Raw genomic sequence first — 2,231 nt, 5'->3', positions numbered from 1 at the left:
ATGTACTTGCTTCCATTGGTTGTGCATTTACAACGAGTATCGACGGGCTGATCCTGTTCCGCGTTGTGCAGGCAATCGGCAGCTGTGCCGCCTCCGTAGCCTCCGTGGCCATGGTACGCGACCTTTCTCCGGTGAGCGAAAATGCCAAGGTATTCTCGCTGTTGTTGCTGGTAGTAGGCGTTTCGCCGATGATCGCGCCGACGTTGGGCGGTTATGTTACAGCTGTCTTCGGCTGGCATGCAGTATTTTTGATATTAACAGGAATGGGCGTGGCAATCCTGATTGCGACGGCTATCTGGCTACCGGATAGTTACCAGCCTGACAAAACGCTTTCACTGAAACCAAAACCCATTCTGCGGAATTTTCTTGCTGTGATCAGGGAGCCACAATTTTACACTTACTCGATCACAGGAGCAGTTGCATTCTCGGGATTGTTCGCCTATGTGTCCGGTTCGCCCATTGTTTTTATGGAAGTCTTCCACACGGACGAAAAGGTCTACGGATGGATTTTTGCATTTCTGTCCATCGGCTTTATTGGTTCCAGTCAGCTGAACACGTTTTTTCTGCGTCGGTTCAGCAGTGAGCAGGTGGTGAATGCGGCATTGATCTGCCAGGTGATTATCGGGATAACGTTCCTGCTGGCTGCATTAAACGGTTTACTTACACTTACATCCACACTCGTTTTTCTTTTCTTCTTTCTTTGTTGCGTGGGTTACACGTTCCCGAACGCGGCAGCACTTTCGCTGGCGCCATTTACCAAAAATGCAGGCAGCGCCTCCGCTTTAATGGGCGCATTCCAGATGGGAATGGGAACATTGATTTCCGTTGCGATCAGTATGTTTGAGGTACCTTCCATTATCCCGATGGTAGCTGCGATGGCTTGTTCTGCGTCGGCGGCGCTCATTATTCTGCTGATCGGCAAGCGGTTTATCACTGAAAAAGTGGAAGTAAGTGAAGGGGCGGATGCGGGGATGATGCATTGAATTTAAAGGCAGGAAGGAGGAAGGGAGGATGGAGGAAGGCTAGATTGAGATTTTATAAAACTATGAGTGATTATTTTAGAAAATTGCTTGACTTGCTGAAAGTTGAGCGGGAAGAGGATAAGCAGGTTTACATCCGGCAGACTGAAATGGCTTCGGTGTCCGAGCGGCGTGCGAATGGGTTGGCTTGGTATCCCATTGCGATCCGTGGGAATGAAATGAGTCGGGGTGATTATTTGTCGGTGGAAGTAGAGCGCACTACGCATCAGGACCTGCCGCACCAGCTTCGGTTCGGTATGCCGGCTGTATTATTCAGTAACCACGAACCTAAAAAGGACAGGGTAGAAGGGGTTATTTCCCATCAAAGTGGTAACCGTTTAAAAATCACTTTGAAAACCGACGAGCTGCCCGACTGGTCACGCGATGGCAAGCTGGGGATCGATCTGCTGTTTGATGACAACAGTTATGACGAAATGCAGAATGCATTAAAAGCAGCATCGTCGCGGCTGGAAAGTGGAAAAGAGGTGCGGCTGATAGAGGTTTTGACAGGTGAGAAAGCTGCTTCCTTTAACCAAAATCAACTTCCCACTGAAATACCTAAACTAAATACTTCCCAAAACGAAGCAGTAAATAAGATCCTTTCAGCCAACGAGCTGGCAATCGTGCACGGACCGCCGGGTACGGGTAAAACGACCACATTGGTGCAGGCGATCAAAGCAATGTACCTCAAAGATCGTAAGCAAATTTTGGTAGTAGCGCCAAGTAATACCGCAGTGGACCTGCTGAGTGAAAAGCTGAGCGAAGAAGGAATGGAAGTGTTGCGGGTGGGGAATCCCGTACGCGTTTCGGAGCGGCTGATGTCGCTTACGCTCGATAGCAAAATGGCGGCGCACAGCCGGATCAAGGATATAAAAACGCTTAAAAAGCAGGCCGGCGAATACAAAAACATGGCGCAGAAATACAAGCGTCAGTTTGGAAAAGCAGAACGCGACCAGCGAAAAGCGTTGTTCGACGAAGCGCACAAAATCATGAAGGAGGTCGCGAGCATTGAACAGTATGTTACTGACGATCTGCTGAGCAAAGCACAGGTAGTGACCGCCACGCTGGTGGGCGCGAATCATTATACCGTGCGGGGGCTTACTTATCACACCGTAGTCATCGACGAAGCTGGACAGGCGCTTGAACCGGCTTGCTGGATCCCGATTTTGAAAGCTGAAAAGCTGGTACTTGCCGGGGACCATTTACAATTGC

Annotated in this window: 2 protein-coding genes; both read left to right on the top strand. The window is 49.6% G+C overall.

All coding sequences use genetic code 11. From position 1 onward, the window contains the following. The coding region (locus ACTIE6_RS22960) for a multidrug effflux MFS transporter (protein ID WP_439558855.1) at positions 1-983 on the top strand (983 nt) is incomplete at its 5' end. 62 nt (positions 984-1,045) lie between these two features. Continuing rightward, positions 1,046-2,231, top strand: a 1,186-nt coding sequence (locus tag ACTIE6_RS22955; protein ID WP_439558854.1) for an AAA domain-containing protein, incomplete at its 3' end; no start/stop codon positions are given.

Source organism: Dyadobacter sp. (assembly GCF_051859145.1).
Lineage (GTDB): Bacteria > Bacteroidota > Bacteroidia > Cytophagales > Spirosomataceae > Dyadobacter.
The sequence above is the reverse complement of the archived record's forward strand: the minus strand, read 5'-3'. Positions and strand labels throughout refer to the sequence as shown.